This window comes from Pseudomonas sp. No.117 (assembly GCF_054558395.1).
In genome coordinates this window covers 475,854-498,041 of sequence record NZ_BAAJNP010000002.1, presented here as the reverse complement: position 1 = coordinate 498,041, position 22,188 = coordinate 475,854, and the positions used below count along the sequence as shown (strand labels likewise).

The following is a 22,188-nucleotide window of genomic DNA, read 5'->3' as shown; positions in this document are numbered from 1 at the left end:
CTGCCCCTCGCGATGCTGCCGCCTTGATCGCAGCAAGCCAGCGCCTTCAGGGGCGGTGGCTGCATCCACTCTTCCAACAACAATAAACAGGTGATGCCATGACCCATGCCACGCTCGATTCCGCGGCCGCTGCGGCTGCTTCCGCCCAGGAACTCCTGGTCCCCGCCAACGAGCGCCGCCGCGCCCTGCTGGGCAGCGCCGTCGGCAGTACCATCGAGTGGTACGACTACTTTCTCTACGGCACCATGGCGTCGATCATCTTCGCCAAGCAATTCTTTCCCAGTGGCGATCCCCTGGTCAGCCAGTTGCTCGCCCTGGCCGCTTTCGCGCTCGCCTTTCTGGTCCGTCCGCTGGGCGGCATCCTGTTTTCTCATATCGGTGACCGCATCGGTCGCAAGAAGACCCTGGCCATCACGCTGTCGCTGATGGGGGCTTCCACGGTGCTCATGGGGCTGTTGCCGAACTATGCCCAGATCGGGATCTGGGCACCGATCCTGCTCACCCTGTTGCGCCTGTTGCAAGGGCTGGCCCTGGGCGGGGAATGGGGCGGCGGTGTGTTGCTCGCGGTGGAATACTCGCCCCGGCAGCGCCGCGGCTTCTTCGGCGCTGTACCCCAGACCGGCGCCGTGCTCGGCCTCGCCCTGGGCAACATCATCACTGCCTTGCTGAGCGCCAAGCTGTCCGAGGCAAGCTTCGAGTCCTGGGGTTGGCGCGTGCCCTTCGTGGGCTCCATCGTGCTGGTGCTACTGGGTATGTGGATCCGCCACGCGGTGGATGAAACACCTTCCTTCAAGAAAATGGTGGCCAATCGCACTCATAGCCGAATCCCGCTGCAGGAAACGTTGCAGGACCACTGGCGGGTGGTGCTCATCGCCATCGGCGCCAAGGTCATCGAAACCTCGACCTTCTTCCTCTACGCCACCTTTTCGCTGTCCTACCTGATCGGCCACGGCTTCGCTCGAGCGGAAATCCTCAATATCATTCTGGTCTGCGCACTGCTGGCCTTTCCCTGCATGCTCTATTTCGGGCACCTGTCCGACCGTATCGGGCGGCGCAAGGTGTTCCTGTTGGGGTGCGTGGCTTTCCTGCTGTGGATCTTTCCCTACTTCTGGCTGATCAACCAGGGTTCGTTGTGGCTGGTGGCGCTGGGGATCGGGGTGGGCTTCGGCATCATTTGGGGAAGCTACGGGGCCATGATCGGCACGCTGCTGGCCGAGGCCTTTCCGGCAACCATCCGCTATACCGGGATGTCCCTGGGCTACCAGATCGGCGCTGCCCTGGTGGGCGGGCCCATGCCATTGATCGCCACCGGACTGATCGCTTATTTCGGTGGCAGCTATGTGCCGGTGGTGCTCTTCATGATGGCCTGCGCCCTGGTGTCCATTTACGCGGTCTCCCGGGCACGCGATCGCAGCGGCGAGGTGCTCGATGACTAGCCGTCGATGGCGGTCGTGATGCGAGGTTGAGGACTGCGCTTGGCGAAGCCCGCCGGGCCCTGTCCTGGGTGGGCGACATCCCTCACCCTAGCCCTCTCCCAAAGGGAGAGGGGGCAACGAGGTGCTTGGGCTTTACTCCCCCCACCCAAGGAAAAAGGGGGCAGCGAAATGCTTGGGCTTTGCTCCTCCTCCCAGGGAAAAGGAGCAGCGAAGTGCGTGAGTTTTGCTCCCCTTCCCGAGGGAGAGGGGGCAGCGAGGTACTTGGGTTTTGCTCCCCTCCCAAAGGAGAGGGAGCATCGAGGTCCACGCTTTTACTCCCTCTCTCCTTGGGAGAGGGTTGGAGGGAGGGCGGACCCTTTACAGCAGCGTAAAACTTCCCTCACGCACCCGCTCCGAATCAAGGCCGACCATCACCTTGAACTCGCCCGGCTCCGAGACCAGCTTGAGGTCGTTGTTATAGAAGCGCAGGTCCGCTTCGGTGATGGGGAAGTCCAGCTCGCGACTCTCGCCCGGTTGCAGCATCACCTTCTGGAAGCCCTTGAGCTCCTTGACCGGGCGCGCCAGGGAGGCGGTCACGTCGTGCAGGTAGAGTTGCACCACGGTGGCGCCGGCGCGGCTGCCGGTGTTCTTCACCGTGACCCGGGCGGTGAGGGTGTCGCCCTTCTTCAGGGTGGCGCTGGACAGTTGCGGCGCCGAGACGTCGAAGGTGGTATAGCTCAGGCCGTAGCCGAAGGGGTAGAGCGGGCCGTTGACGATGTCGAAGTAGCGCGAGGTGTACTTGTTCGGCTTGGCCGCGTCGAAGGGCCGGCCGCTGCTCAGGTGGTTGTAGTAGAGCGGTACCTGGCCCACCTCGCGGGGGAAGGTCATGGTCAGCTTGCCGGAGGGGTTGTAGTCGCCGAACAGCACGTCGGCCACGGCGTTGCCGCCCTCGGTGCCGGGGAACCAGGCTTCGAGCAGGGCGTTGGCCTGCTCCTGTTCCCATTCCAGGGCCAGCGGGCGGCCGTTCATCAAGACCAGCACCAGTGGTTTGCCGGTGGCCTTGAGCGCCTTGATCAGGTCGCGCTGGGTATCGGGCACGCTGATGCGGGCGCGGCTGGAGGCCTCGTGGGCCATGCCCTGGGATTCGCCGACCACGGCCACCACTACGTCGGCCTGGCGCGCGGCGGCCACGGCCTCGGCGATCAGCTCGGCCGGACGGCGTTCATCCACTGCCACCGAGGGTTCGTAGGAGTTGAGATAGGCCAGTACATCGCGGTCGGCCAGCAGGTTGGCGCCCTTGGCGTAGAGCACTTTGCCCTGGCCGGCCACGGCGTTTTCCAGCCCGCGGCGGATGGAGACGGCCTGGGCGGCCACGCCGGCGGCGGACCAGTTGCCCATGACGTCGCGCGGGCTGTCGGCCAGCGGGCCGACCACTGCCAGGGTGGCGCCCTTGCGCAGCGGCAGCACGGCCTTTTCGTTCTTCAGCAGCACTAGGCTTTCGCGCGCCACCTGGCGCGCCTCGGCGCGGTGCAGGCGCGATTCGGCGTTGGTGTCGGCCGGATCCTGGCCCTGCAGCCGGCGATAGGGATCCTCGAACAGGCCCAGGCGGTACTTGGTCAGCAGCATGTCGCGCACGGCCTGGTCGATCTCGGCCTGGGTCACCTTGCCGGCGGCCAGCAGGGCGGGCAGCTGCTTGCCGTAGACGTCGTCGTGCATGTTCAGCTCGACGCCGGCCTTGAGCGCCTGTTCGGCGGCATCACGGGTGTCCTTGGCCACGCCGTGCAGCACCAGCTCGTTGATGGCGCCATGGTCGCTGATCAGCAGGCCTTTATAGTTCCAGTCCTTGCGCAGCAGGTCCTGCAGCAGCCAGCGATTGGCCGTGGCCGGGACGCCGTTGATGCTGTTCAGCGCCACCATCACCGCTCCGGCACCGGCCTCGGCGGCGGCGCGATAGGGCGGCAGGTAGTCCTGCATCAGCCGCTGCGGACTCATGTCGACGTTGCTGTAGTCGCGCCCGGCTTCCACGGCGCCATAGCCGCCGAAGTGCTTGATGCTGGCCATGAGGCTGTCGGGGGCGCGCAGGTCGTTGCCCTGGTAGGCGTGCACCAGGGTGGCGCCGATACGCGAGGTCAGCCAGGTGTCTTCGCCGAAGGTTTCCGAGGCACGGCCCCAGCGCGGTTCGCGGGTGACGTCGACGGTGGGCGAGAAGGTCAGGTCGAGGCCGTCGGCGGCCGCTTCGAGGGCGGAGATACGCCCGCTGGTGGCAATGGCATCGAGATTCCAGGTACTGGCCAGGCCCAGGTTGATGGGGAAGATGGTGCGCATGCCATGGATGACGTCGTAGGCGTAGAACAGCGGGATCTTCAACCGGCTATGGGCGACCTGGTCCTGCATCTGGCGGATGTCGGGACGGGTCACGGTGTTGAACATGGCGCCCACCTTGCCGGCGCGGATGTCCGCCATGATGGCTTCCTTGGGATAGTCCGGCCCGACGCTCACCAGGTTGAGCTGGCCGATCTTTTCCTCCAGGGTCATCTTCGCCAGCAGGGCGTCGACATAGGCGCGCGCTTCCGGCGCGTCGAACGGCTGGGCGGCGGCGAGGCTGGCGCTGACGGCCAGTCCCAGGCCGAGCATGAGTGCGGTGAGGCGTGGTGCGTTCAACATCTTCCCCCGATTCCCTGTGCGTATTTTCTCGTTGTTCTTGGGCACGGCTGTGCCGCGCCGATTGTACAACCGGGGCGCCGGGAAACGGAGCCGTTGACGGCCGGCGGCAAGGCCGGTCGTCAGGGGCGCGAAGCGGGTAGGGCCTTTGCTAGAAGCGTGGCTTGCGGGTCTGCCAGTCCGGCTGGTACTTGCGCATCTGGCGGACGTCGTCGCGGCTGCGGATGTCGATGGCGAGGAATTGCTGGTGCAGCTTGGCGAGCTGCTCGCGGTCCAGCTCGACGCCCAGGCCGGGGGCATCGGTGATCGCTACGCAGCCATTGCGGATCGGCAGCTTGCCGCCCTGGATGACTTCCTCGTCTTCTTCCTGCCAGGGGTAGTGGGTGTCGCAGGCGTAGGCGAGGTTGGGTACCGCCGCCGCCACGTGGGTCATGGCCATGAGGCTGATGCCCAGGTGCGAGTTGGAATGCATGGACACGCCCAGGCCAAAGGTGTCGCACAGCCGTGCGAGGATCTGGGTATCGCGCAGGCCGCCCCAGTAGTGATGGTCGGCCAGCACGATCTGCACGCTGTTCTGCGCTACGCTGCGGCGGAATTCGTCGAAGTCGGTGACTACCATGTTGGTGGCCAGAGGAATGCCGGTGCGGCGGTGCAATTCGGCCATGCCGTCCAGGCCCGGGGTCGGATCCTCGTAGTACTGCAGGTCGTCCTTCAGCAACTCGGCGATGCGCAGGGACGTTTCCAGCGACCAGTTGCCGTTGGGGTCGATGCGCAGCGGCGCCTCGGGAAAGGCCTGGCGCAAGGCCTTGATGCAGGCCGCCTCGAGATCCGGGCCGAGCAGGGTACCGGCCTTGAGCTTGATGCTCTGGAAGCCGTTTTCCTCGATCATCCGCGCCGCCTGGGCCACCACCTGCTCTGGGCTGATGGCCTCGCCCCAGCGATCGGGCGGGTAGGGCGCATCGATATGCTCGGCGTACTTGAGGAACAGGTAGGCGCTGAAGGGCACCTCGCGGCGGACCGCACCGCCCAGCAATTCGACCAGGGGAATGCCCAGGGAGCGCGCCTGCAGATCGAGGAAGGCCACCTCGAAGGCGGAGTAGGCATTGGCCACCTGCTTGCTCGGATGAGAGCCGGGCGCCAGCTCGGCGCCGGCTACCACCCCGTCGGCCAGCCCGGCGACGGTGGCCACCACCCGGGTACGCAAGCCGTTGAGGTCCCAGGCGGACAGGCCGACCAGGCTGCTTTCCATGGCCTTGAGCACCGCCAGCACCGGGGCATCGCCATAGCTCTCGCCGAGGCCGATGTGGCCGTTGTCGCCTTCCACCTCGATGATGGATCTCAGCGCATAGGGCTCGTGGATGCCGCTGGCGTTGAGCAGCGGGGCATCGCGAAAGGCGATGGGGGTGACGGTGATGCGTTTGATCTTCACGCTCAGACTCCTGGACTTGTAGTTGTGGTGGTCTTTGTCAGTCATCGTATGACTACCGGTCGGGATCTTCAACCGAAAGAAGCGCCATGACCCCGGCGGCATGACCGCATATCGCATCGGGGTTGCCCGCTCCGGTCGGGGCTGGATAAATAGCCAGCCGCCACCCTATTCGCACCTTTCGCATGAAAGCTCCGCTCGAAGATCCCCTCTACTATCTGCACAACTTCCAGCGGGTACTGGACTGGGTCGCCCTGCGCTATCCCGATCTGCTCGACGACCGCGAGCAGGACTTCATCGCCGCCTTCGCCGAGCTGCCGCAATCCTCGCGGGCCCTGCTGGTGCGCCTGGTGATGCGCAAGGGCGAGGTGTTCCGCGCCAGCAAACTGGTCTATGGCGAGATTGGCTGCCCCCGCGCCGCGGCGAGTCCGCTGGTGGCGCTGGGCTGGCTGCTGGCCGATCCAGAATTGCACCTGATCGAACTCTTTGCCCTGCTGCGCAAGGAAGAGCTGCTCGGCTGCTTCGGCGCCCGCCTGCCCAAGGCCGGGCGCAAGGAAGACTGGCTGGTGCGGCTGGAGGCCGAGCAGGCCACGCCCCTGGCCTTCAGCGGCTGGGCCGGCAGCGTGCCCGAGCTGGTGGCGGAGGGGGTCTGGCGGCTGACGCTGATGGATCTCTGCGATCGCCTGCGTCTGCTGTTCTTTGGCAACCTGCACCAAGACTGGACCGACTTCGTGCTGGCCGATCTGGGCATCTTCCAGTACGAGACGGTGGCCTTCAGCGCCGAATCCCGGGCCTTCGGCCAGCGCCACGAGGTGGACGCCTACATCCACATCCAGCGCTGCCGCCAGGCGCTGCGCGATGGCCTGCCGGCCGCCGAGCTGCTGCCGCTGCTGCCCGCCGAACGCTTCGCCAATACCTGGCTGGAACTGCGCCGCGGCAAGCTGCTGCATGAACTGGCGCAGCACCACGAACGCCTGGGCGAGCTGGCCCAGGCGCAAGCCCTCTACGCCGCCTCGGCGCATCCCGAGTCCCGTATTCGCGCCCTGCGCATGCTCGAACGGCTGGAGGACTGGCCTGCCGCCCAGGCGCTGGCGGAAGCCATCGTCGCCGCGCCGGCCCATGACGCCGAGCGCCAGCAGGTGGCGCGCATCCTGCCGCGGCTGGTGCGCAAGCAGGGTGGTCCGCCCAACAAGCGCCGCCCTGCCAGTACTGTGGAGCGCCTCGATTTCGAACTGGTCAACGACGGCTTGCGCCGGGTCGAGTGGCTGGTGCGCGAGCACCTGGGACGCGACGAGGCGCCAGTGCATTACGTGGAAAACACCCTGCTCACCAGTCTGTTCGGGCTACTGTGCTGGGATGCCATCTTCCTCGCCATCCCCGGCGCCTTCTTCCACCCCTATCAGCGCGAACCGGCCGACCTGCGCCTGCCGGGCTTTCGCGAGCGCCGCGCCGAGGCCTTCGCCGCCTGCCTGGCGCGACTGGACGACGGCTCCTACCCGGCGGTGATCCGCGAACGCTTCGCCAGCAAGCGTGGCCTAGCCTCGCCCTTCGTCGCCTGGGGCATCCTCGGTGCGGAGCTGCTGGAGCAGGCGCTGGCCTGCCTGCCGGCGCAGCATCTGCGGCTGTGCTTCGAGCGCCTGCTGGAAGATCCGGAAAACAACCGCACCGGCTTGCCCGACCTGATCCAGTTCTGGCCGGCCGAAGGCCGCTACCGGATGATCGAGGTCAAGGGCCCGGGCGACCGCCTGCAGGACAACCAGCGCCGCTGGCTGGACTTCTTCGCCGCCCATGACATCCCGGTCAGCGTCTGCCACGTGCAGTGGCAGGCGGCCGCGACGCCAGCATGAGCTATCGCATCGCCGTTCGCGCCCTTTGCGAATTCACCGCCAAGGCCGGCGACCTGGACCTGAGGTTCACCCCGTCGCCCACCGCCCTGGAAGGCATCGAGGGGCACCAGCGGGTGGCGGCACGGCGCGGACCCGACTACGAGCGCGAGGTCAGCCTGCAGGGTGACTTCGAGGATCTCCAGGTCCGCGGCCGTGCCGACGGCTTCGACGCCATGGCCAATCGCCTGGAAGAGATCAAGACCCACAGAGGCAGCCTGGAACGCCAGCCGGGCAACCATCGCCACCTGCACTGGGCCCAGGCCAAGGTCTATGGGCACCTGCTGTGCCAGACCCGCGAGCTGCCCGGCCTGACCCTGGCGCTGGTCTATTTCGACATCGGCAACGGCGCCGAGACCGTCTTCACCGAAGAGTGGACGGCAGAGGAGCTGGCCGCGCATTTCGAACTCCAGTGTTCGCGCTTTCTCGCCTGGGCGCGCCAGGAGCTGGCCCATCGCGCCACGCGGGACACGGCGCTTTCGACCCTGGCCTTTCCCCATCCCGACTTTCGCCATGGCCAGCGGCCCCTGGCGGAAGCCGTCTACAAGGCGGCCAGCGTCGGCTGCTGCCTCTTGGCCCAGGCACCCACTGGCATCGGCAAGACGGTGGGTACCCTGTTCCCACTGCTCAAGGCCATGCCCCGGCAGAACCTGGACCGACTGTTCTTCCTCGCCGCCAAGACCCCCGGTCGCGCCCTGGCCTTGCATGGCTTGGAGTCCCTGGCCGCGCCGGTGCGGGTGCTGGAGTTGGTGGCGCGGGACAAGGCCTGCGAGCACCCGGAGCTGGCCTGCCATGGCGAGTCCTGCCCGCTGGCGCGCGGCTTCTATGATCGCCTGCCGGCCGCCCGCGCCGCCGCCCTGGCCGAGCCTGCCCAGCTGACCCGGGCGCGGGTGCGGGAAACGGCCCTGGCCCATGAGGTCTGCCCCTACTACCTAGCCCAGGAACTGGCGCGCTGGAGCGACGTGGTGGTAGGCGACTACAACTATTATTTCGACGGCAGCGCCATGCTCCACGCCCTGGCCCAGACCCAGGAGTGGCGGGTCGGGGTGCTGGTGGACGAGGCCCACAACCTGCTCGACCGCGCCCGTGGCATGTACAGCGCCAGCCTCGACCAGCGTCGCCTGGCCGCCTGCAAGGCGGGGGCGCCCCCGGCCATCGCCAAGGGCCTGCAAGCGCTCAACCGCGAATGGAATCGCCTGCACAAGGAACAGCAGGTCGACTACCAGGTGCAGCCGGAATTGCCCGCCGCCTTCCTCACCGCCCTGCAACGGGTGGTGGGCCTGCTCACCGAGCACTTGGGCGAACCCGGTCAGCCACCGGCGCCGGAATTGCAGACGCTGTTCTTCGACCTGCTGCAGTTCATGCGCCTGTGCGAGACCTTCGGCGATCATTCGCTGTTCGACGTCACCCTGCTCAAGGGGCGCGGCAAGGCGCAGTCGCAGCTCAATCTGCGCAACCTGGTGCCGGCGCCCTTCGTCGGTCCGCGGCTGGCGGCGGCCCACAGCTGCACCCTGTTCTCGGCCACCCTGATTCCCCAGCATTTCCATCGTGACCTGCTCGGGGTGCCGGCCGGCAGTGCCTGGGTCGACGTCGCCTCGCCCTTCGCCGCCGAGCAGCTGGAGGTGCGCCTGGTGCGGCTGTCCACCCGCTACGCCGACCGCGCCGCCTCGCGCACGCCCATCGCCGCCCTGATCGCCAGTCGCTATCGCCAGCGACCGGGCAACTACCTGGCCTTCTTCAGCAGCTTCGACTACCTGGACCAGGTGGCCGAGGCGCTGGCCGAGCTGGCGCCCGACGTGCCCCAGTGGCGCCAGTCCCGCGGCATGGACGAAGCCGCCCGCCAGGCCTTTCTCGAGCGTTTCCAGGCCGACGGCCGCGGCCTCGGCTTCGCCGTGCTCGGCGGCAGCTTCGGCGAGGGCATCGACCTGCCCGGCGACCGCCTGATCGGCGCCTTCGTCGCCACCCTGGGGCTGCCCCAGCTCAATCCGGTCAACGAACAGTTGCGTCAGCGCCTGCAACGGCGCTTCGGCGACGGCTATCGCTACGCCTATCTCTATCCGGGCCTGCAGAAGGTCATCCAGGCCGCCGGCCGAGTGATCCGCACCGTGCAGGACCGCGGCTGCCTCTATCTCATCGACGACAGATTCACCCAGCCCGAAGTCCGGGCGCTGCTACCGAGCTGGTGGCAGGTGGAGGAGGGGACGGTGCCCACGGGCGAACCTGCGCCGGCTTGAAGGCTATCGCGGTCATGGCCGCCCGCCGATGCAACTGATCCTATGGCACTCCGGTGTTTTGTTGATCGCGGCCATGGGCCGCTCCTACGATTACATCGAGCCTGTAGGAGCAACTGTCTTAGCCGTTATAGGGGTGCACCAGTTGTAGAGCCGTAGCGTGGAAAACGGCGTAGCCTTTTCCACTGGGGACTTCGTGGCGAGGGCGCCCTCACCCCAACCCTCTCCCGAGGGGAGAGGGGGCCATCCGCGCAGGCGGTCATCTCCATCATCGAGCCTGTAGGAGCGGCCCATGGCCGCGATCACCGTACAGCCGTTGCTTAGGCCTCCGGCGTTTCCTCACAGAACCTCAACCGGTTGCCAAAGGGATCGGCGATCTCCATCACCAGACCCCAGGGCAGTTCCTCAATACCCGGGCGAGCGAAGCCGTAATGCTGGGCCAGCAGCTCGGCCTGGAAGGCGCGGATGCCGGTCATGCGTGCGAAGACCGTCGAGCCCGGGCAGGCGTCGCCGTGGTGCCCGGAGAGGTGCAGGCGCAGGCCGGCGCGCTCGACTTCGGCGTAAAGCGGCAGCCCCGGCTCGAAGCGATGCTCCCACACCAGGCGGAAACCCAGGAAGTGGCAGTAGAATTCACGCGCCTTTTCGTCATCGAAGATGCGCAGGATGGGGCTGGGTTGCCCGAAGGCGATGGCTGTGTCGGACATGGACGGCGCTCCAGGGCGCAAGCGGTACGGACCGCAAAGGGCTCATGATGCGCCTTTCGCGCTGTCTGGTAACCCGAACTGTGAACCGGAAAGCTTTGGTAACCCCTCTGGCAGGCCAGAGCGTGCGCTGGGCTGCAGTTCACCGGTGCGATGGCGAACCTATCCGGGTATCGTGCATTCTTTTTCCTATCTGGCGGTTCGGCTGGGCCGAATCTTTCATCCTTAGTGACCAAGGTTGATCCATGCAGCGTAGACACCTGCTCAAAGCGTCCCTGGCCCTGGCGGCCTACACCGGCATCCCCTCCACCGGGCTGTTCGCCCTCCAGGCCTTCGCCAATCCGGCCAACGGCGACGGCCAGGCCTTCGATTTCGACTGGCTCAAGCAGCACGCCAAGGAGCTGGCCGGCCAGGCCTACCAGCCCACCGCCCAGAAACTGCCCGACACCCTGGCGAACATGACGCCGCAGCAGTTCAACGCCATCGGCTACGATGCCCAGCATTCGCTCTGGCACGACCTCAAGGGCCAGCTGGACATGCAGTTCTTCCACGTCGGCATGGGCTTCAAGACGCCGGTACGGATGTTCTCGGTGGACCCCAAGACCAACGAGGCCAAGGAAGTCCACTTCCGCCCCGAGCTGTTCAACTACAACGACAGCGGCGTCGACAAGAGCCAGCTCAAGGGCGACCTGGGCTTCGCCGGCTTCAAGCTGTTCAAGGCGCCGCACCTGGCCCAGTACGACATCGTCTCCTTCCTCGGCGCCAGCTACTTCCGCGCGGTGGACAAGACCCGCCAGTACGGCCTGTCGGCCCGCGGTCTGGCCATCGACACCTACGCCGATCGGCCCGAGGAGTTCCCCGACTTCACCAAGTTCTGGTTCGTCACCCCGAGCAAGAACAGCACCCGCTTCGTGGTCTATGCGCTGCTGGACTCGCCCAGCGCCACCGGCGCCTACCGTTTTGACATCGACTGCCTGAACGACCGGGTGGTGATGGATGTGGACGCCAACGTCAATGCCCGCCGCGACATCAAGCAACTGGGCATCGCGCCCATGACCAGCATGTTCGGCTGCGGTACCCACGAGCGCCAGACCTGCAACACCTACCACCCGCAGATCCATGACTCGGATCGCTTGGCCATGTGGAAGGGCAACGGCGAGTGGATCTGCCGGCCGCTGAACAATCCGCCCAAGCTGCAGTTCAACGCCTTCAAGGACGACAGTCCCAAGGGCTTCGGCCTGGTGCAGACCGACCACGAATTCGAGAGCTACCAGGACGTCATGGTCCGCTACGACCGCCGGCCGAGCCTCTGGGTCGAGCCCACCTCCGCCTGGGGCGAGGGCGCCATCCAGTTGCTGGAGATCCCCACCACCGGCGAGACCCTGGACAACATCGTGGCCTTCTGGGCACCGGCCGAGACCATCACCGCCGGCAAGTCGCTGCACTATGGCTACAAGCTGCACTGGAGTGCGCTGCCGCCGGTTAGCACGCCGCTGGCACGGGTCTATGCCACCCGGTCCGGCATCGGCGGCTTCCCCGAAGGCTGGGCGCCGGGTGAACACTGGCCCAAGGTCTGGGCACGGCGCTTCGCCATCGATTTCAACGGCGGCGGCCTGTCGTTCCTGCCCGAGGGCACCGGCATCGAGCCGGTGGTCACCGTCACCGACGGCAAGGTGCAAGATTTCCACGTGCTCAAGATCGACGAGATCGGCGGCTACCGGGTGATCTTCGACTGGTACCCCACCAGCGACAAGGCCGATCCCGTGCAGATGCGCGCCTTCATCCGGACCCAGGATCGCGCCCTGAGCGAGACCTGGCTGTACCAGTACTTCCCGCCGGCGGCCGACCAGCGCCGCTATCCGGACTGGAAGCAGTCCTGACCCCCGGCCGGTAAAAGCCGCTGCGCCTCGCCGGGTGCAGCGGCTTTTTCATGCCCGGCGTGGCCTGTGCGGGCGCCGGCCGCCGAGGCTAGTCGGCCAGCACCACCTGGTTGCGACCGCCCCGCTTGGCCCGATAGAGGGCGGCGTCGGCGCGACCGTAGGCGAGGGCGAAGTCGGTACCCAGCGCATTCAGGCTGAGACCGAAGCTGGCGGTCACCGGGGCGGGACCGGTCGCGTCCTGGGCGATGCGCTGGCGCAGTCGCTCGGTCACGGCCAGGGCCTCGGCGGCTGCCGCGGCCGGCAGCAGCACGGTGAATTCCTCGCCACCCACCCGACCGACGATGGCCGGCGGCTGGACGATCTCCTGCAGGCAGCGGGCGATGGTCTGGATCACCCCGTCGCCCGCCGGGTGACCGAAGTCGTCGTTGATGCGTTTGAAGTGATCGATGTCCAGCACGATCATGGCGCCACCGCTGCGCTGCAGGGCCTGGCCGGCCAGGTCGATCACCGCGCCGCGGTTGAGCACCCCGGTGAGGGCATCGTGGGTGGCACGGTACTCCAGCTGCTGGGTGAGGGTCTGCAACTGCTGGTTGAGGGTGTTCATCTCGCGCTCGGCGCGGTCGCTGCGGGCGATCAGCCGGCGCGTCTCGCGCATCAGCCGCTCGAAGTGCAGGGCCAGCTCGCCCAGCGCGGCGCGGTAGGCCTCGGGGGCGGCCTGGTCGACCGCGTACAGCGCGCGGGCCGTCTGCAGCACCGCCGTCTCCTGCTCGAACAGGTCGGGGCCCGGCTCGACCGGGCTGCAACGCCTGACGCTGGCGGTCATGCCGGCAGCTCGGGATGCTCGACGAAGGTCAGCGCCTGGAAATCCAGCCGCAGCTCCTCGCCGAATTCCTGGATGGTTTCGTCCTCGGCATCGTAGTACCAGTGCAGCTCGACGCCGTTGCCGGCCTGGGCCGCCTGGTCGAGGGCGTCGAACAGCGAGAACAGCATCTTGGTGCTGGAGCTGTTGAAGTAGGCGAGGGCGACATGGACCTGCAGCGCGGTGCCCTGGCGCTGGTCGAGATAGGCGCGCAGCCGCTCGATCACCGGCAGGTAGAAGGCGGCGGCGTTTTCCGGAAAGGATTCTCCCCTGAGCCAGAGGACGTCCTCGGCGAAACGGAAGTCCACCTCGGGCGACGTCGGCGTGGGGGCGATGAACAACTGGTCCATACGATGAGGGCCCTGGTCAGATGATGGCTTTCAGGCAGAACAGGGCGGTGCCCGGGTGCTGCGTGGAGGGATGGAAGGCGAATTCCAGCGGGGCGCTGGCCTCGCGGGCCATGGTCAGGAAGCCCAGGCCAGCGCCCTTGCTGTCGGCCGGGGTCTCGGCGCGCAGCGACTCGCGATAGGCCTGCTTGATCTGTTCGAGCGACATGCTGCAGAGCGGCTGCAGACGCTCGCGCAGGGCTTCCACCTTGGCACTGGCGATGGGGTTGGCGCAGAGCATCTGGTAGTGGCCGTCGAGGCGGGTGATACAGACCGAGCCGTGGCCGAGCTGGGCGCGCTCGGGCGGGTCGCTGGGCAGGGCGTCGGCGGAGTAATGCAACACGTTCTGGGACAGCTCGATGAAGGCGGAAAACAGCTTGCGCCGGGTGGCGCCGCTGACCCCGGCGAATTCCAGTTGCAGCTTCACCACCTCGGCCATGGCGGCGACGATGCCGTGGGAGAAATAGCCATGGTGGTAGAAGATCACGTGCTGCTGCCGGGCGATCTCCAGGAAGGCCCCGTTCTCGGCGAAGGAAGTCAGCATGTCGTCAGGCCACGCGTATGCAGAGGAAGGTGAGGTCGTCACGGCGCTGCTCGTCGCCTTGCCAGGCGGCGAGATCGTCGCGCAGGTGCTGGCAGATCACCGCGGTGGGCGCCGCGCGTGCTTCCAGCAGTCGCGCCAGGGCGCGCTTCTTGCCGAAGGAGGTGCGCCGCGGGCCGCCGATCTGGTCGGTCAGGCCGTCGGTGGTGGCGAACAGCAGGCTGCCCGGCTGCAGCGGCACGGTGGTGGCCGGCCAGCGCTGCTCGGCGGGGCTGTCGGGATAACCGACGCCCAGGCGCAGGGGCGCCAGGGTCAGGACCTCCGCGGCATCGGGCGCCAGCACCTGCAGCGGCAGGCGGGCCCCGGCATAGGTCAGGCGGTGGCTGCGGCGATCCACCCAGAAGCAGGCCAGGTCCAGGCCGTCGTTGGACTCCGAGAGATCACCCGACTGCCCGAGCATCGCCTTGACGCCGAGGTTGATCGCCGTCAGCAGCGCGGACGGATCGCGCGGCCCCTGCTGCTGCAGCGCCTGGGTGAGCGAGGCCGAGGCGATCAGGGTCATGAAGGCGCCGGGTACGCCATGGCCGGTGCAGTCGGCGATGGCGCCGAACCAGCCGTCCTCGTACTGGGCGAAGTGATAGAAGTCGCCGCCGACCACGTCGCGCGGCTGCCAGACCAGGGTGGCGTCCTGCTCCATCACCGCCAGGGCGTCGCGGGAGCTGCGCAGCATGGCGCGCTGGATGACGCTGGCGTACTCGATGCTGTGCATGATCTGCCGGTTCTTCTCGGCCTGCAGGTCGGCGACCCGGCGCATCAATTGCACGCCCAGGCCGAGTCCGACGAAGAGTCCTTCCCGGGTGACGATGAAGCCGTCGGCCAAGGCCTTCTCGCCGACCTCGACGGTGCGCCGGGTCACTTCCTCGATGGACAGCCCGGCGTCCACTACCAGGGGCTCCTTGTCCATGAAGGCGATGCAGCTCTTGCGGTCGTAGACTTCCCGGTGATACGGCTTGCTCATCTGCGAAAGGAAGATATCGCGGTTGATGAGGCCGATCGGCCGCTGCTGCTCGATCACCGCCAGGCTGGTGATCTCGCGGCGCTCGTTGAACAGGGCCATGACCTGGGCATTGGTGTGCTCGGCCTCGACGGCGGGCCAGGCGGTACAGAGATCGAGGGCGCAGCCTTGGCCGGGGCGGGCGGAGGGGCGCAGGGAGGGCAGGGGAGCGGACGACATCGTGACGAATCCGTTCTCGAAAGGTCGCTGCAGCCTAGGGGCTCCGTGTTGAGCTTTGATGACAACCGCTGGCCAGGCGCCAGCATGGCGGGCGCCTGGCTGGCCGGGCGGATCAGCCCGTCAGCACCCCCAGGCTGCCCCGGGCGAAGGGTTGCGGCGGGACGGCATTGAGCACGGCGCCCTGCAGCGTCAGGCCGCTGTGGGCGAATTGGCGCTGGGTGGCCTCGATCTCCTTGGCGGTGTTGCAGCCATGGCGCGAGACCAGCAGGCAGGTGCCGGCCTGGGCGGCGAGTTCCACCGCATCGGTCACCGCCAGCACCGGCGGCGTATCGAGGATGACCAGGTCGTAGTCGTGCTGCAGCTGGCGCAGCAGCTCGGTGCAACGCGGACTCATCAGCAGCTCGGCCGGATTGGGCGGGCGGATCCCGCCCACCAGGCAATCCAGACCGGGCAGGCCGGTGGCCTGGATCGCCTGCTCGGGCGTCGCCAGGCCGCCCAGCACCTCGGCCAGACCCGGGCGGCGCGCCACCTGCAGGCGCCGGTGCAGGCGGCCGCGGCGCAGGTCGGCATCCACCAGCAGCACCCGCGTGCCGCCTTCGGCCAGGACCCGCGCCAGTTGCACGGCGACCGACGACTTGCCGGCGGCGGGGCTGGCACTGGTGATCAGCAGCAGGTCGTTGCGCGCCTCGGTACGGGCGAAGGCCAGGCTGGTGCGCAGAGTGCGCAGGGCCTCGGCGTAGCCGGTGTCGAGGGGCGCCTGCAGCGAACCGTTGAGCTGGCGTCCGGCCGCCAGGGGCAACTGGGCCAGCACCGGCAGGCCGAGGCGCTCCAGGCCATCGGCGTCCTCGATGCCACGCTCCAGGCTGGCGCGCAGGTACACCCAGGCGCCGCCGGCCAGGCAGCCGAACAGCAGGGCGCTGAGCATCAGCAGGGGCTTCTTCGGATAGACCGGTGCCACCTGGGCGTAGGCATTGTCAATGATGCGCACATCGCTCACCGTGCCGGCGCGCACCACCGACAGCTCCTGGATACGCTTGCTCATCAGCGCATAGAGCTTGTCCGCCGCCTCGACCTCGCGCTGCAGGCGCAACACCTCCTGCTGGGTCTGGGGCAACTTGCCCAGGCGCCGTTGCAGGGCCTGGCGTTCGCCGTTGAGCACCTGGCGGCGCGCCAGCAGGGTCTGGTACAGCGGATGGGTGGGCGTGAAGCGCAGCGCCAGGCCCAGGCGCTCCACCTCCAGGGCCGACAGCTGGGCATCGAGCTCCACCGCCTGGCGCAGCAGGCTGCGGCCCTCTTCGCCGATGGCGATGGAGCCCTGCCGGCGCTGGTAGCTGTCCAGGGCCTGGCGGCCTGCACCCAGGCGTTGGTTCACCTGCGGCAGTTCCTGGCGCAGGAAGGCCAGTTGCTGGCTGGACTGGTCGGCGTTGCGGGTCACGTCCTGGCGGACGTAGGCCTCGCTGATGCCCTGCAGGATGCGCTGGGCCCGCTGCGGATCCTGGTCCTGCAACTGGATCGAGAGGATGCCCGAACGCTTGCCACGCTCGCTGACGTTGAGGCGTTCCTGCAGGGCCTGGATGGCCACCCCCCGGCGCTGCTTGACCAGGATGAACTGGGTGCCCGGGTAGGCGCGCAACTGGGCGATGTCCAGCTGCAGGGCGCCGGCGCTGGCCGGCTGGCCCAATTGGCCCTCCAGCAGGCGCGTGCCCTGGGCGTCGCTGAGCACGAAGCGATCCGGCGCCGCGGCGGTGAGGGTCAGCGGCTGCCCATAGAGGGCGTCGGGCAGCTCGAGGTGGCGGATGACCAGGCGTTCGCCACCCCAGCCGTACTGGGTGAGGCCGAAGCGCGCCGGGGCGATGTCGCCATGGCTCGCCTCATGGCGGCGCGCCAGCCAGTCGCCCAGCAGCGGCAGGCGCCGCGGCGTGACACTCAGGTCGAGGCCCTGGGCATCCACCACCTCGCCGACCACCCGGCGCGAGGTGAGCAGCTGCATCTCGGTGATGGCTTCCGGCGGCGGCAGGGGGCGGCCATTATCGGCGTCGTCTAGCCTTACGATGCCGCGCTGGTATTCGATCTGCAGCGTCGCCACCGCCTGGTAGCGCGGCGCCGCCAGCTGGGCATAGGCCACGCCCAGCAGGGTGCAGCCCGCCACGCACGCGAGCAGGCCGCGGCGATGCCGCCAGAGGGCGGCGCAGTAGCGGGCGAAACCGATGTCCGCGGCCGAGGCGGCGGCGGGTAGAGTCTGATGCGACATGTCCATGCAGGAGCGGGCCTTGGGCAGGTACGGTGAGGACATCCGTCGCGGAACACCCTCGCGGGCGAGCGTCAGCGGTCGGTGAACCGGGGGTGAAGCCGTGGCACCCGGCAGGGCACAGCGGGAAACGCCAGGCGCTGGATCGGGATCCGCACCTCGTCGGCTGGAGTGCTGCGTCGACTCTAAGCGAAAGCAAAAGCCAAAAATGTGACACTCCATGCAGAACGCGACGGATGCCCGCTTGGCAGCGTCAAGGTGCTAAGGCAGTCTTCTTCGCGACCCCTGCTGGAGTCGGCTGCCTGGCGCGCCGGCATCCGCTGGCGGTGCCCGACTGCTCCTTCGCTGGCCTGGCCGGTGGGGAGCGGCAAGGTTCACTACAGACACCGTGGCCCCTGGGCGACGGTGTGTTCCTGACGGCTTCTTGAATGTAGTCAGCGGTTGAAGCCCGGTTACCCATCCGTGCGGCCTCGTGGCCAGCGCGGGTGGTCTTGCACCGGTTGTACCAGGCCCGCGGATGGCGGTGACCTGGTTCTTCATTGCCCTGGACGGCGTACTCGACTGCACGGCTGTCAGGAGACAAGCGATGAGCGTGGTATCCGGTGTCACCCATTCCGGGGTCCGGGCTGGACGACGGCCCTTCTGGCTGGGCGGTCTGGCCGTCGGCCTCTTGCTGCTGCTCGCGTTGCTCTGGCGCCTGCCGGATTTTCGCGACGGGACCGGGGCGCAGAATCTCGAAGCCAGCTATCACGTGCTGCTCAGCCTGAATGCGCTGGACGAATCCGGGGTGGCGCGCCATTGGTGGCTGCCGACCATCACCCTGGGTGGCAGCCATGACAAGCAGGTCTCCTGGGGCGCCACCATCCCCACCCGCAGCGGCGACTACGTCTACACCAGCTTCAGCAGCTATGGCTTTCTTGCTCCCTACCTTGGTCTCAAGGCCGCCGGCCTGCCGCCTTCGCTGCACAATCTCGCGCTGTTCAACGCCGCCCTCGGCGCCCTGACGGCACTGCTGCTGTTCCGCTTGCTCTACTTGGTGCTGCGCAGCAACGGCGCCAGCCGCGGGCTGGCCGCCGGCGCGGCGGTGCTGGCCTGCCTGGTCGCGGTGTTCAGCCGCGAGGCCCTGCTGTCCCAGGGGTTGCTGTACTGGGTGCAAAGCTTCTACCAGGTGCTGCTGCTGGCCAGCCTGCTGACCTTCTTCCACTACCTCCAGGCGCCGGCAGGCCCGCTGCGCACCCGCCTGGGCTGGGTGCTGGCCGGGCTGGTCTGCTTTGGCGCCCTGACCGAGTGGACCGGCTACGTCTTCGGGGGCGGCCTGGTCGCGCTGTTCTGGCTGCAGCGTCGGCACCTGCCGGATGGGCAGCGGATGGCTTGGCGCCTGGCGTTCGCCACCGCGCTGGCCGGCGTGCTGGTGCTGCTGCACTACAGCCTGGCGGCGGGCCTGTTGCCCACGCTCAAGGCCTTCGCCCGACGCTTTCTCGCGCGCAGCCCGAACAACGCCCACCTGGTGGACTTCTTCGCCGGCTACGGCCTGTCGTTCGGCCTCTTCCTGGCCGCAGTGGCCCTGGCCCTCGGCGTGCTGGTCTGGCAGCGGCGGACGCTGCACTGGCCGCGCAGCACCGTGCTGTTGCTGCTGGCCGCCAGCCTGCCGCTGCTGGAAAACCTGCTGCTGCTGCAGCACGCCACCCAGTTCTCCTTCGACCGTCTCAAGTTCATCTTCCCCGCCGCGCTGCTGCTCGGCCTGGCCTTCATCAGCCTGGGCCTCAAGGGACGCGCGGTCCTTGCCATGCTGCTGGGGATCGCCGTGTGGCAGAACGCCCAGACCTACCGCAGCGACCTCGCCGGCTATGCCGGCTGGGGCGTCATCGACCGGCAGAACCAGGCGCTGGCGACGCTGGTCCGGGGCCAGGTCGATCTGAGCTGCACCCTGATTTCCACCGACATGACGGTGCGCGGCTACGCCAACCTGCTGTTCCACCGCAGCATCCACGAGTTGCAGCGCCAGCCACTGGACTATCGCGGCGAGTCCGGATCCTGTGGCGGCCTCTATCTGGAAGGCCGGGATTTCCGCGTCGACCTCCCCGAATACACTCGCGCCCGCCTGAGTCTGGCGGATGGTCGCCAGCTGACCTACGCCAAGGTCGGTGGCGACTGGCGCGCGCAATGAATTCTTTATCCATGACCAGGCCACGAGGAGACCGGTAATGCCGGGTACGCTGATCAATCGACTGAGTTTTCTGGCCCTGGGCGGCCTGATGGTCCTGCAATTCGGCGTGTTCGAGCAGAGCCCGACCAATCCGGTGGGCATCCGCTACGTGGGCGAGCTGTACCTGGCGATCTGCCTGGGATTCTTCGCGCTGTTCACGCTGAGCACCTGGCATCGACCGCAGCGCGACTATCGCCTGCTGATGGCCTTCTGCCTGTTCTCGTCGGTGGTGTTCGTCGTCCTGGTGGCGCTGTTCGCCCAGCTGTTCTGGGGCCAGCCGCTGATCTACGGCATTATCGAGGAACGGCGGGTGCTCTATTGCTTCAGCGCCTTCCTGGTGCTCTACCTGGCCAAGCGCCTGACCGCCGCCCAGTTCGAGAACCTGATCATCCTGGTCGGGCTGCTCTCGGCGCTGCTGTGCTGGCTGTCCTACTTCAAGATGCTGCCGGACCTGCGCGAAGAGGTGAAGGACCTCAGCCGTCCGGGCCGGGCCTCCACCGGGGCGGTGGCCATCTTCTTCGGCTATTTCATCTGCATCTACTTCGCCGGGCGCGGCCGCTCCTTCATCGATGGCCAGCTGCGGCCCAAGTTGCGCAATGGCGTGCTGGCGCTGTTCTTCCTCGCCACCATCGTGGTGGTGCTGCAGACCCGCCAGCTGATCGTGGTCTGCATGGTCTTCACCATCCTCGCGCTGCGGGCACGCCTGATCGGACCGGCACTGTTCGGCGGCCTCGTCATCTCGCCGCTGATCCTCTATCCCCACCTCCTGGAGGTCCTGGGCTTCAACCTGGACTTCTATGCGCGCTCGGTGCAGGAAGGGCCTACCGACAACGTGCGGGAAACCACCATTTCGCAGATCATCAACCACCTGCAGCTGTACAACGGCCTGCCCAGCGGCAGCCTCAGCCTGATGTGGAACGATGGCTTCAAGCCGATCTTCGGCGACTACTTCTTCCTCTCCGACGTCGGCATCTTCGGCACCGTGTTCCGCTTCGGCTTCCTGTCGATCCTGGTGATTCCCATCGGCCTCGCCGTCCACTACCTGGTGGCGCGCAAGCTGAGCCGGGACCTGGAGTTCACCCTGGCGGTGTTCCTGTCCTTCATGATCATCTGGCCGCTGCAGGGCCTGTTCGAATACCAGGGCACCGCCGCCTTGCTCTTCGTCATGCAGGCGCTCAAGACCTACCACGGCGCCCCCCAGTACGGCATGGTGAGCATGCCGGAGCGACCGGGGGTCCTGCCGCCCGGTCGCCAGGCGTTGCCGGTCTAGCAGCCGGTCAGCCGTTCCACCCGGCGCTCGTCGGGGAAGAAGACCGGGCGCAGGCGCACGCCGACGCCGTTGCCGACGAAGGCGGCGACCAGCCATAGCCAGCCGTGCAGGCTGCCGGAGGCGATGCCACTGAAGTAGGCGCCGATGTTGCAGCCATAGGCCAGTCGCGCGCCATAACCCAGCAGCAGGCCGCCGAGCACGGCCGCCACCAGGGACCGCGCGGGGATGCGCAGGCTGGGGGCGAAGCGGCCCGCCAGGCCGGCCGCGGCCAGGGCGCCGAGCATGATGCCCAGGTTCATCACACTGGTGACGTCGAACCACAGCGGCTCGGCCAGCGCCCGGGCATTCGCCGGTTGCTGCCAGAAGGCCCAGCCGGAGACGTCCAGCCCGAGCAGCCCGGCGCCCTTGGCACCCCAGAGGGCGAAGGCCGAGGTGATGCCCCAGGGCCGACCGGCCAGCGCCAGGGTGATGAAGTTGAGCAGCGCCAGGGCGATGGCGCCCCACACCAGCGGCCAGTGGCCGCGCAGCAGGCGCGCCGCGCCCTGATGTTCACCGGGTACCGTGCGTTCCAGCTGGCCATGACGACGGCGCTCCAGCACGACGGTTGTCCCGGCGATCAGGGCGAACAGCGCCAGGCTGACCAGGATGCCGGGGAGCACGCCCAGGCTGGTCACCAGGGAGGTCGGCGGCAGGCTGGGCAGGGCGAACCACCAGCCCAGGTGGTGGGTGGCAACCACCGAGCCGACGATGAAGAACAGCAGGGTCACCAGCATCCGCGCATTGCCGCCACCCACGGTGAAGAGGGTGCCGGAGGCGCAGCCACCGCCCAGCTGCATGCCGATACCGAACAGGAAGGCGCCGATCACCACCGAGGTGGACAGTGGCGAGACATTGCCACGTACCGCCTCGCCAAACAGGCTGCCAGCGCCCAGGGCCGGGAAGAACAGCAGCACCGCCAGGGCCAGCATCACCATCTGGGCGCGCAGGCCGGCGCCGCGACGGTCGCGGATGAATACCCGCCAGGCCGAGGTGAAGCCGAAGGCGGCGTGGTAGAGCGTCAGTCCCAGGGCGCCGCCGAGCAGCAGCAGGAGGGCCTGGCGGGTTCCGACGGCCTGGCCGACAAAGACCGCGCCCAGGGCGAGTAGGAGTCCGGCCCAGAGAGCGGTCCAGGGCAGCCGTGGGGAAGAAAGCGTGGAGGTGTGCATGATGGTTCCGGTAGCTTCGAACTAAAGTCCGACTATTTTAGT

15 protein-coding genes are annotated in these 22,188 nt (G+C 67.7%); 6 read left to right on the top strand and 9 right to left on the bottom strand.

Annotated features, from left to right (window positions below; genetic code table 11):
• The first annotated feature begins 98 nt into the window (after positions 1 to 98).
• Positions 99 to 1,436 carry an MFS transporter gene (locus tag ACYJP6_RS05750; protein WP_459474101.1) on the top strand — a complete coding sequence of 446 codons (1,338 nt, stop codon included), beginning with the start codon at positions 99 to 101 and terminating at the stop codon, positions 1,434 to 1,436.
• Between the two features lie 357 nt (positions 1,437 to 1,793).
• Here ACYJP6_RS05750 and bglX read toward each other — a convergent pair whose 3' ends face one another.
• Positions 1,794 to 4,079 carry a beta-glucosidase BglX gene (bglX, locus tag ACYJP6_RS05745; protein ID WP_459474100.1) on the bottom strand — a complete coding sequence of 762 codons (2,286 nt, stop codon included), beginning with the start codon at positions 4,077 to 4,079 and terminating at the stop codon, positions 1,794 to 1,796.
• 148 nt (positions 4,080 to 4,227) lie between these two features.
• Positions 4,228 to 5,505 carry a glucarate dehydratase family protein gene (locus ACYJP6_RS05740; RefSeq protein ID WP_459474287.1) on the bottom strand — a complete coding sequence of 426 codons (1,278 nt, stop codon included), beginning with the start codon at positions 5,503 to 5,505 and terminating at the stop codon, positions 4,228 to 4,230.
• A gap of 182 nt (positions 5,506 to 5,687) precedes the next feature.
• Here ACYJP6_RS05740 and ACYJP6_RS05735 point away from each other — a divergent pair, with 182 nt between their 5' ends.
• Positions 5,688 to 7,349, top strand: coding sequence for a VRR-NUC domain-containing protein (locus ACYJP6_RS05735; protein WP_459474099.1), 1,662 nt, complete (start codon positions 5,688 to 5,690; stop codon positions 7,347 to 7,349).
• Positions 7,346 to 9,619 (top strand): ATP-dependent DNA helicase, encoded by a 2,274-nt coding sequence (locus ACYJP6_RS05730; protein ID WP_459474098.1) that lies wholly within the window; start codon positions 7,346 to 7,348, stop codon positions 9,617 to 9,619. The genes ACYJP6_RS05735 and ACYJP6_RS05730 overlap by 4 nt, the downstream gene beginning before the upstream one ends.
• 317 nt (positions 9,620 to 9,936) lie before the next feature.
• Here the strand turns inward: ACYJP6_RS05730 and ACYJP6_RS05725 are convergent, their stop codons facing one another.
• Complete coding sequence (locus tag ACYJP6_RS05725) at positions 9,937 to 10,320, bottom strand: glyoxalase superfamily protein (RefSeq protein WP_459474097.1); 384 nt, start codon at positions 10,318 to 10,320, stop codon at positions 9,937 to 9,939.
• Positions 10,321 to 10,562: 242 nt separating this feature from the next.
• On the opposite strand from ACYJP6_RS05725, the gene ACYJP6_RS05720 reads away from it, so the two are divergent.
• Positions 10,563 to 12,197: a glucan biosynthesis protein D gene (locus tag ACYJP6_RS05720; protein WP_459474096.1), complete on the top strand. Its 1,635-nt coding sequence runs from the start codon at positions 10,563 to 10,565 to the stop codon at positions 12,195 to 12,197.
• 88 nt (positions 12,198 to 12,285) lie between these two features.
• Here ACYJP6_RS05720 and ACYJP6_RS05715 read toward each other — a convergent pair whose 3' ends face one another.
• From ACYJP6_RS05715 to ACYJP6_RS05695, 5 genes are all read right to left on the bottom strand, one after another.
• A complete protein-coding gene (locus ACYJP6_RS05715; protein ID WP_459474095.1) occupies positions 12,286 to 13,020 on the bottom strand; it encodes a GGDEF domain-containing protein in 735 nt (244 codons plus the stop codon).
• Entirely contained in the window at positions 13,017 to 13,406 is a 390-nt protein-coding gene (locus ACYJP6_RS05710; protein ID WP_459474094.1) for a DUF1987 domain-containing protein, read from the bottom strand. Before ACYJP6_RS05710 ends, ACYJP6_RS05715 begins: the two co-directional genes overlap by 4 nt.
• Positions 13,407 to 13,422: 16 nt before the next feature.
• A complete protein-coding gene (locus ACYJP6_RS05705; RefSeq protein ID WP_459474093.1) occupies positions 13,423 to 13,986 on the bottom strand; it encodes a SiaB family protein kinase in 564 nt (187 codons plus the stop codon).
• A 4-nt stretch (positions 13,987 to 13,990) separates the two neighbouring features.
• Positions 13,991 to 15,217 carry a SpoIIE family protein phosphatase gene (locus ACYJP6_RS05700; RefSeq protein ID WP_459474091.1) on the bottom strand — a complete coding sequence of 409 codons (1,227 nt, stop codon included), beginning with the start codon at positions 15,215 to 15,217 and terminating at the stop codon, positions 13,991 to 13,993.
• 112 nt (positions 15,218 to 15,329) lie between these two features.
• Complete coding sequence (locus ACYJP6_RS05695; RefSeq protein WP_459474089.1) at positions 15,330 to 17,468, bottom strand: polysaccharide biosynthesis tyrosine autokinase; 2,139 nt, start codon at positions 17,466 to 17,468, stop codon at positions 15,330 to 15,332.
• 583 nt (positions 17,469 to 18,051) lie between these two features.
• Here ACYJP6_RS05695 and ACYJP6_RS05690 point away from each other — a divergent pair.
• Complete coding sequence (locus ACYJP6_RS05690) at positions 18,052 to 19,632, top strand: hypothetical protein (protein WP_459474087.1); 1,581 nt, start codon at positions 18,052 to 18,054, stop codon at positions 19,630 to 19,632.
• 37 nt (positions 19,633 to 19,669) lie between these two features.
• The gene (locus ACYJP6_RS05685; protein WP_459474085.1) at positions 19,670 to 20,941 is read left to right on the top strand and encodes a hypothetical protein; all 1,272 of its coding nucleotides are present in this window, start codon (positions 19,670 to 19,672) and stop codon (positions 20,939 to 20,941) included.
• On the opposite strand, the gene ACYJP6_RS05680 is transcribed toward ACYJP6_RS05685, so the two are convergent.
• On the bottom strand, positions 20,938 to 22,146 hold the full coding sequence (locus ACYJP6_RS05680) for a YeeE/YedE family protein (protein ID WP_459474083.1): 1,209 nt from the start codon (positions 22,144 to 22,146) through the stop codon (positions 20,938 to 20,940). The two genes, ACYJP6_RS05685 and ACYJP6_RS05680, sit on opposite strands and share 4 nt — an antisense overlap.
• Between the last annotated feature and the right edge of the window lie 42 nt (positions 22,147 to 22,188).

Excerpts from the sequence above, each read along its gene's own strand:
- ACYJP6_RS05750 (WP_459474101.1), top strand. The coding sequence starts at position 99 with ATGACCCATGCCACGCTCGATTCCGCGGCCGCTGCGGCTGCTTCCGCC.
- bglX (WP_459474100.1), bottom strand. The coding sequence starts at position 4,079 with ATGTTGAACGCACCACGCCTCACCGCACTCATGCTCGGCCTGGGACTG.
- ACYJP6_RS05735 (WP_459474099.1), top strand. The coding sequence starts at position 5,688 with ATGAAAGCTCCGCTCGAAGATCCCCTCTACTATCTGCACAACTTCCAG.
- ACYJP6_RS05730 (WP_459474098.1), top strand. The coding sequence starts at position 7,346 with ATGAGCTATCGCATCGCCGTTCGCGCCCTTTGCGAATTCACCGCCAAG.
- ACYJP6_RS05725 (WP_459474097.1), bottom strand. The coding sequence starts at position 10,320 with ATGTCCGACACAGCCATCGCCTTCGGGCAACCCAGCCCCATCCTGCGC.
- ACYJP6_RS05720 (WP_459474096.1), top strand. The coding sequence starts at position 10,563 with ATGCAGCGTAGACACCTGCTCAAAGCGTCCCTGGCCCTGGCGGCCTAC.
- ACYJP6_RS05715 (WP_459474095.1), bottom strand. The coding sequence starts at position 13,020 with ATGACCGCCAGCGTCAGGCGTTGCAGCCCGGTCGAGCCGGGCCCCGAC.
- ACYJP6_RS05710 (WP_459474094.1), bottom strand. The coding sequence starts at position 13,406 with ATGGACCAGTTGTTCATCGCCCCCACGCCGACGTCGCCCGAGGTGGAC.
- ACYJP6_RS05705 (WP_459474093.1), bottom strand. The coding sequence starts at position 13,986 with ATGCTGACTTCCTTCGCCGAGAACGGGGCCTTCCTGGAGATCGCCCGG.
- ACYJP6_RS05700 (WP_459474091.1), bottom strand. The coding sequence starts at position 15,217 with ATGTCGTCCGCTCCCCTGCCCTCCCTGCGCCCCTCCGCCCGCCCCGGC.
- ACYJP6_RS05695 (WP_459474089.1), bottom strand. The coding sequence starts at position 17,468 with ATGTCGCATCAGACTCTACCCGCCGCCGCCTCGGCCGCGGACATCGGT.
- ACYJP6_RS05690 (WP_459474087.1), top strand. The coding sequence starts at position 18,052 with ATGAGCGTGGTATCCGGTGTCACCCATTCCGGGGTCCGGGCTGGACGA.
- ACYJP6_RS05685 (WP_459474085.1), top strand. The coding sequence starts at position 19,670 with ATGCCGGGTACGCTGATCAATCGACTGAGTTTTCTGGCCCTGGGCGGC.
- ACYJP6_RS05680 (WP_459474083.1), bottom strand. The coding sequence starts at position 22,146 with ATGCACACCTCCACGCTTTCTTCCCCACGGCTGCCCTGGACCGCTCTC.